The organism is Vibrio proteolyticus NBRC 13287, from assembly GCF_000467125.1.
Taxonomy (GTDB): Bacteria; Pseudomonadota; Gammaproteobacteria; order Enterobacterales; family Vibrionaceae; genus Vibrio; species Vibrio proteolyticus.
This window is the reverse complement of record NZ_BATJ01000007.1, coordinates 228,125-235,063: the sequence shown is the minus strand read 5'-3', so window position 1 is coordinate 235,063 and position 6,939 is coordinate 228,125. Positions and strand designations below refer to the sequence as shown.

General features: G+C 49.3%; 8 protein-coding genes. 2 read left to right on the top strand and 6 right to left on the bottom strand.

The window, feature by feature from the left end; translation table 11 throughout:
• Together VPR01S_RS22275 and tal are read right to left on the bottom strand one after the other, a co-directional pair.
• The coding region (locus tag VPR01S_RS22275) for a thiamine pyrophosphate-binding protein (RefSeq protein WP_156008722.1) at positions 1–162 on the bottom strand (162 nt) is incomplete at its 3' end.
• A 79-nt stretch (positions 163–241) separates the two neighbouring features.
• Positions 242–1,192, bottom strand: a complete 951-nt coding sequence (gene tal / locus VPR01S_RS10905; protein WP_021705391.1) for a transaldolase — start codon at positions 1,190–1,192, stop codon at positions 242–244.
• 455 nt (positions 1,193–1,647) lie between these two features.
• On the opposite strand from tal, the gene VPR01S_RS10900 reads away from it, so the two are divergent.
• Complete coding sequence (locus tag VPR01S_RS10900; protein ID WP_040902575.1) at positions 1,648–2,646, top strand: sugar-binding transcriptional regulator; 999 nt, start codon at positions 1,648–1,650, stop codon at positions 2,644–2,646.
• Between the two features lie 90 nt (positions 2,647–2,736).
• Here the strand turns inward: VPR01S_RS10900 and VPR01S_RS10895 are convergent, their stop codons facing one another.
• The 4 genes from VPR01S_RS10895 to moeA form a co-directional block, all read right to left on the bottom strand.
• Positions 2,737–3,564 carry a sulfurtransferase gene (locus VPR01S_RS10895; protein WP_021705389.1) on the bottom strand — a complete coding sequence of 276 codons (828 nt, stop codon included), beginning with the start codon at positions 3,562–3,564 and terminating at the stop codon, positions 2,737–2,739.
• Between the two features lie 40 nt (positions 3,565–3,604).
• Positions 3,605–3,904 carry a hypothetical protein gene (locus VPR01S_RS22655; RefSeq protein WP_021705388.1) on the bottom strand — a complete coding sequence of 100 codons (300 nt, stop codon included), beginning with the start codon at positions 3,902–3,904 and terminating at the stop codon, positions 3,605–3,607.
• A 209-nt stretch (positions 3,905–4,113) separates the two neighbouring features.
• Positions 4,114–4,866, bottom strand: a complete 753-nt coding sequence (moeB, locus tag VPR01S_RS10890) for a molybdopterin-synthase adenylyltransferase MoeB (RefSeq protein WP_021705387.1) — start codon at positions 4,864–4,866, stop codon at positions 4,114–4,116.
• Positions 4,867–4,879: 13 nt separating this feature from the next.
• Positions 4,880–6,115, bottom strand: coding sequence for a molybdopterin molybdotransferase MoeA (moeA, locus tag VPR01S_RS10885; RefSeq protein WP_021705386.1), 1,236 nt, complete (start codon positions 6,113–6,115; stop codon positions 4,880–4,882).
• 151 nt (positions 6,116–6,266) lie between these two features.
• Between moeA and folE the strand changes: the two genes are divergently transcribed.
• Positions 6,267–6,920 (top strand): GTP cyclohydrolase I FolE, encoded by a 654-nt coding sequence (gene folE, locus VPR01S_RS10880; RefSeq protein ID WP_021705385.1) that lies wholly within the window; start codon positions 6,267–6,269, stop codon positions 6,918–6,920.
• Positions 6,921–6,939 lie beyond the last annotated feature (19 nt).

Below are 6,939 nucleotides of genomic sequence, written 5' to 3'. Positions count from 1 at the left end.
TGCCCATTCTGGATTGGTTGGGTTGTGGTTCAGGTGAGAGCGCCACACTACTTCAGCAATGTCTGCCATACCCATAGGTGCACCAGGGTGGCCAGAGTTTGCTTGTTGTACACCATCCATGCTCAGAGCACGGATAGCATTGGCTAGATGTTTACGATCCATAACAATTACCGTATTAAATGATTTAAATAAAAATGAAGAGGGGAAGTCTTATGCTTCCCCAATTTGAATTTGTGCGTGATTACAGTTTCGCTTCGATCATCGCTTCCAGTTTGCCCTGGTCAACTGCGAAGTTACGGATACCTTCCGCCAACTTCTCAACCGCCATTGGGTCTTGATTGTGTTCCCATAGGAACTCAGCGTGAGTCATTGGTGCAGGACGCTCTTCTGCGCCTTTAGAGTCAACCAGCTTTTCAACCACTTCACCTTCCGCTGCTTCCAGTTCAGCAAGCAGAGCAGGAGCGATAGTCAGGCGGTCACAGCCGGCCAGTTCCAGGATTTCACCGATGTTACGGAAGCTCGCACCCATGACGACCGTTTTGTAGCCGTACGCTTTGTAGTAGTCGTAGATCTTAGTAACAGACAGAACGCCTGGATCTTCTGAAGGTTCGAAGTCACGGCCTTCTTTTGCTTTGTACCAGTCCATGATACGACCAACGAATGGTGAAATCAGAAATACACCCGCCTCTGCACATGCACGAGCTTGAGCAAATGAGAACAGTAGAGTCAGGTTACAGTTGATGCCTTCTTTTTCCAGGACTTCAGCCGCACGGATGCCTTCCCAGGTAGAAGCCAGTTTGATTAGGATGCGGTCGTTTGAGATGCCTGCATCGTTGTACATTTTGATCAACTGACGAGCTTTTGCCACGCTGCCTTCTGTGTCGTAAGACAAACGAGCGTCGACTTCTGTTGAAATACGGCCAGGGATGGTTTTCAGGATTTCTTTACCGATGTTCACAGCCAGCATGTCACAAGCGTCTTGAACCTGTTGTGCTTTGTCGCTGCTTTGCGATTTCGCGTACTCGATAGCCTGATCGATCAGTGGAGCATACTCTGCGATTTGAGCGGCTTTCAGTACCAGAGAAGGGTTTGTGGTTGCGTCTTCTGGTTGATACTTTTTAATTGCGTCAATTTCACCAGTGTCTGCTACTACAGTAGTTAGTTTGCGAAGTTGTTCTAACTTGTTGCTCATCTCGATCATCCTATTTCCTGGGTGACAAACCCAACACGGGTTTGCACATTTTGCAAGCGTATTTGCTAATCAATCATACACCGAGAACAGCATGTGATGACCAGCTAACCGTCAATGTTTAGCGACCGAGCATCTGTTTTGAACATTTGCTCGATTGCTGAGTAAATGATGTGTTCATATTTATCTGAACTGTGCGGAAAGTCAATTGATGAATGGGATTTTCGGTGACATGAATCAACTATTTTTTTGCCCTGTTTACAGTGCAGGCACAAATAAACGTTTGCCTAGCAAGAGTAAGGTTTACTGTCGAATTGCAACACCAAAAAAGTAAGCTGAGAATTTGTCATTCTGATGAGCATTTGTTGCATTTAAAATGCACTGTATCATATGCTACACCAATGAGCAGATGCTCAATGACAGTTATTCTGCACAGATACGTTTTAGTGAGAGCCGATATGACCAGTTCCAATCAGGATATTTCAGTAGAAAATACCGATCTGTTGACCGAAATTGCCGTAGCGTATTATCAGGATGGTGCGACGCAGGAGGAGATTTCACGCAAATTCTCCATTTCACGTGCCAAAGTCGGACGGATGTTAAAACAGGCTCGTGATGAGGGGATTGTCGAGATCACCGTCAAATACCATCCGGTGTTCAGCGCCAAAATCGAACAGCGCCTGGTCGAGCGTTTTGGGGTCAAACGTGCGTTGATCGCATTAGACCAGCCCAGCGAAGAGCAACAGCGTACTCAACTTGCCGGACTGGTTTCCAATTACCTGGCCAGTAATCTGCAAAACGGTATGGTGGTATCGGTTGGGCAAGGGCGCAACGTGTCTGCGGTGGCCCATCATGTCGGTGTGATCACGCCGCGAGACTGTAAGTTTGTGTGTGGTATCGGAGGCATTCACCCACGTGGCGGCATGTTTAACGCTGACCATATTTGTCGCCAGTTGGCCAAAAAATATGGCGGCAGCTCTGAAACTCTCTATGCGCCCGCTTACGCGGAGAACCGTGAGCAAAAGATCGCTTTCATGCAAAATGCTACGGTCAAGCAGACGCTGGATCTGGCACGCAAGGCTGACATGGCGTTGGTGGGGATCGGTGACATGAGTGAGAACAGCTACATGGTCGATCTGGGCTGGTTTACTGCGGAAGAGGTGGTTCAGTCACGTTTACATCAAGGGGTGGTTGGCGATTTTGCCGGCTATGATTTTTTTGATATCCACGGCCAGATTGCAGATACCGTTATGAGTGACAGAGTGATTGGTTTGGGGATCGATGAATTTCGACCGATTGCTGAAGTGATTGCGATTGCCGCAGAGAATACCAAGCCGCTGGCGCTATTAGGGGCGCTGCGTACGGGGGCAATTGACGTGATTGCAACCAGCGTGAGTAACGCATTAACAGTTCTCAACCTTGATGAACAGATGACCGGCCTGGCAAGCGACAGTTAGCCGCATTTTTGATGAGGGCGGTTAGCAAGAGCTTTAGCCGCCGTTTGTCGCGGTATTCAAAAAGCCCCGTACACAATGACGGGGCTTTTCCTATTCGATTGGTAATTCGGCTCGCTGACCCCATTCGGTCCAGGAGCCGTCATAGACAGCCAGGTTCTGATATCCACACAGATAGGCGGCCAGAGCTACGATACACGCCGTTACGCCCGAACCACAGCTGAAGAAGTAACGTTGCTGGGGCTTATCAAAAACGCGTTCAAGTAACGGCTTAAGATCAACCACTGATTTGATCTTGTGTTCGTCCATCAGCTCGGCAAAAGGTAAGCAAACCGATGCTGGAATATGACCCGCCCGAACGCCTTGCCTGGGTTCGGGAACCTCGGCATTAAAACGGGCTCGTCCACGAGCATCGACGGTTAAGCTCTCCAGATTGGCAATTTCATTAAGAATGCAGGCAGCATCAACGAAGTAGTTTGGGTTAAGCTGGCCTGAGAAATTACCTGGATGTTCGGCGATGCGGTACTGCTGAACAAGAGGTAAACCGGCACGTTTCCATTCGGTCAATCCGCCATCGAGGATATACACTTCCTGGTGCCCCATAGCCAGAAACATCCACCAAGCTCTTGGGGACGCAAATGTGCCGCTGTTATCGTAGATAACGATCACCGAATCTTTATTTATTCCAAGCTTGCGGGCCTCCTGATTAAAGCGAGACTCAGACGGCATCATATGAGGAAGTGACGAATCTGGATCGCAGAACACCTTGTCGTAATCGAATCTGACGGTGCCCGGGATGAGATTGATTTTGTCTTTTTCAAACTCTCCGGGGATCTGAAACTCAATGCTGCTGTCGAGGATCACCAGATTGTGTTGATTGAGCCTTGTCTCCAACCATTCAGGGGTGACTAGCGGGGTCATAACGTCTCCTTTACGTATGTGGAAACAACAAGATAGTCGATCAGTGACATGAAATAAATCGGTATGTTGTGTTTGTTCCGGACAGATCGGTCAGCTTATCGAGTTTTGCTCTGGATGCGCTTTCGCAATTGCTGCTGGGCGGAATGATCACAACGATAGGGGAACGGTTATCCATTTGTACGGTGAGATACTTCCGTATCCCGTCCAATGATTGAGTTTGTGACGTTTCCAGTATTCGAGCGGAAACTTGTGTTGGGTGCTGGTCATCAAGTGAAAGCACAACAATCAGAATTAAAACAGCGAGAATCAATGCAGTTAAGTAGACAATTGGTTTATCCATACATCCCCCTGGCTGGTGGCAACTTAGCCCGGGTGGCCTGAGTGTGTCGGATTATCTGCGGCGCTAAATCAGGTCACTCTCATATAGCTAGTGTAGGGCATATCGCGTTTTAAACGATCATCATTGATAGAAATACGTAATAAGAGTCAGATAAACAAAGCCCCGGATTGACCGGGGCAAAGAACAACGAGATCCGCGCAGGTTATGATTCAGTGAGAGCAGATCGGGCAATCCGGCATTTTCATCAATTTCATTTCTCGCCAGGACATCGAAAGCGCATCCAGGATTAAAATTTTGCCCTCGAGTGGCTTCCCGTATCCGCACAGTACTTTGATGGCTTCCATTGCCTGAACCGCGCCAACAATACCCACCACAGGTGCCATGACTCCGGCTTCAACGCAGGTTAATGCTGTGTCACCGAATAGGGCACTCAGGCATTGATAGCAAGGCTGTGCCTGATCCTGAAAAGTAAACACACTGACTTGGCCTTCCATGCGGATAGCGGCGCCGGATACCAGTGGTGTTTTACTGACATAACAAAGGCGGTTGAGTTGGTTACGGGTTGTGACGTTGTCACTGGCGTCAAGCACCAAATCATGTTGGTCGATCAAAGCGCGCAGTTCGTTATCGTCGAGACGCTGTGCAACGGTCTTTACGGTAAGGTGAGGGTTGAGCATGCGTAGAGACTCTGCAGCAGAATCGACTTTAAGTCGACCGATGTCGCCATCACTGTGCAAGACCTGTCGTTGCAGGTTGGACAACTCTACCTTGTCGTCATCAATGAGAGTCAGTTTTCCGGTTCCCGCGGTTGCCAGGTACTGAGTGGCAGCGCAGCCGAGGCCGCCGGCCCCCAGAACCAGTACCGAACTCTGCTTCAGCGTTTCCTGACCGTCGAAATCAAACTGACGCAGTATGATTTGGCGGTTGTAGCGCAACATTTCCTGATCGGACAAAATCTCCAAATCCGGCTCCTCACTAGTACAAGGTCGAGTTGAACAACTGGATCTGAACGGCTTCACCAGCTTCAACGCGGCCACGCTCACGCTCCAAAACAACGAAACAGTTGGCCAGGCTCATTGAGCGGAATGCGCCAGAGCTTTGGTTGCCTGTCGTTTCGACAACAAACTGTCCATTCTCCAGACGGTAAACTCCGCGCTGATAATCGGTGCGGCCGGGCGCTTTTTTAAACGTGGTTTTGGTGATGGCCGGAATGGATTGAGGTGGCTGCCACTGAGTATGACCCCCGAGTTTGGCCAAAAGAGGTTGAACCAATACATACATGGTCAGCATCGCAGACACCGGATTTCCCGGCAGACCACAGAACCAGGCGGTACTGAGTTTGCCAAACGCGAACGGCTTGCCTGGCTTGATAGCCAGCTTCCAGAAACCGATTTCCCCCAGTTGCTCCAGAATATCTTTGGTGTAATCCGCTTCGCCAACGCTGACACCGCCGCTGGTAACAACCACATCCGCCAGAGACTGAGCCTTTTCAAAAGTCGCTTTGAGTGTTTCTGGACAGTCAGGAATAATACCGAGATCGACCGCTTCGCATCCGAAATTCTCGATCAAAGGTTTAATGCCGTAACGGTTGCTGTCGTAAATCTGGCCAGACTCCAGTGTTTCGCCCAGTGGTTTCAGTTCGTCACCGGTTGAGAAAAACGCCACTTTGGGTTTGCGGTATACCGTGACTTTACTGACACCAAGAGACGCGATCATCGGGATGTCGCGCGGAGTCAGGCGGACACCTTGAGCCAGCACGATATCGCCTTGGCGAATATCGTCCCCGGTGGGGCGAATGTTTGCTTGTGATTGAACGTCGGCCTGCATAAAGCGAATGCCGTTCTCGGTTGCTTCGGTGTTTTCTTGCATGATGACGGCGTCACAACCTGATGGAATCTTGGCGCCTGTCATGATGCGCACGCAGGTATTTTGCGGCCATTCACCTTCAAACGGTTGACCAGCGAAAGATTTTCCTGCCAATGGCAAGGTGTCGTTGTTCTTGAGGTCCGCGATTCGAATCGCGTAGCCGTCCATCGCGGAATTATCAAAAGGCGGTACGTGTATCGGAGAAAGAATGTCTTCGGCGAGCACATAACCCAGTGCTTGCGCGAGGGGGAGGTGTAAGGTGGTTTGAATCGGTTTGATGCGAGAGAGCATCTTTTCCATTGCTTCTTCGATCGGCATTAAGCCAGGAGCGTCACAACAGCCCATGAGTCCGTCCTATTGTCTTTTCATTCGGGTTCAACTTTATCACAGAACCAAAGAGATAAAGAATGTCCCCCTTTAAAATATGGGTGTAATTATTAAAAAATACGAGTATCCTTGTCAGCCATCCGAAAGGGGTAATCAAAGAGGAAGTTGAATGTCAGGTCTCAGCGAGTCAGCGAAGTTAGTTAAAGAAGCGCTAGAACGTCGTGGCTTAGAAACGCCTATGCGTCCTAATTCGATCAGCCGGGAAGAGAAAAAGGAAAAAATCGAGCATCACATGCGCGAAATCCTGAACCTTCTGGCGTTGGATCTGACTGATGATAGCCTGGAAGAAACCCCTCACCGTATCGCCAAAATGTACGTGGATGAGATCTTCTCTGGTTTGGATTACCAAAACTTTCCGAAGATCACTGTCATCGAAAACAAGATGAACGTGAGCGAGATGGTGCGAGTCAAAGACATCACGGTGACCAGTACGTGTGAGCATCACCTAGTGACTATCGATGGAAAAGCAGCTGTGGCGTACATTCCGCGTGGCAAGATCATTGGTTTATCGAAGATCAACCGTATTGTCCGTTTCTTTGCTCAGCGCCCTCAGGTGCAAGAGCGTATGACGCAACAGATTCTGGTGGCACTGCAAACATTACTGGAGTCTGACGATGTGGCGGTCACTATCGATGCAACTCATTACTGTGTGAAGTCACGCGGCGTAATGGACGCAACCAGTGAGACCACGACAACAGCATTGGGTGGAATATTCAAATCCAACCCTGCCACGCGACATGAGTTCTTGCACGGTTTACGCTAAACATAAAATTCCGAACAAA

Bases quoted from the DNA above. Each gene is read 5' to 3' on its own strand.
- tal (WP_021705391.1), bottom strand. From the start codon at position 1,192: ATGAGCAACAAGTTAGAACAACTTCGCAAACTAACTACTGTAGTAGCA.
- VPR01S_RS10900 (WP_040902575.1), top strand. From the start codon at position 1,648: ATGACCAGTTCCAATCAGGATATTTCAGTAGAAAATACCGATCTGTTG.
- VPR01S_RS10895 (WP_021705389.1), bottom strand. From the start codon at position 3,564: ATGACCCCGCTAGTCACCCCTGAATGGTTGGAGACAAGGCTCAATCAA.
- VPR01S_RS22655 (WP_021705388.1), bottom strand. From the start codon at position 3,904: ATGGATAAACCAATTGTCTACTTAACTGCATTGATTCTCGCTGTTTTA.
- moeA (WP_021705386.1), bottom strand. From the start codon at position 6,115: ATGGGCTGTTGTGACGCTCCTGGCTTAATGCCGATCGAAGAAGCAATG.
- folE (WP_021705385.1), top strand. From the start codon at position 6,267: ATGTCAGGTCTCAGCGAGTCAGCGAAGTTAGTTAAAGAAGCGCTAGAA.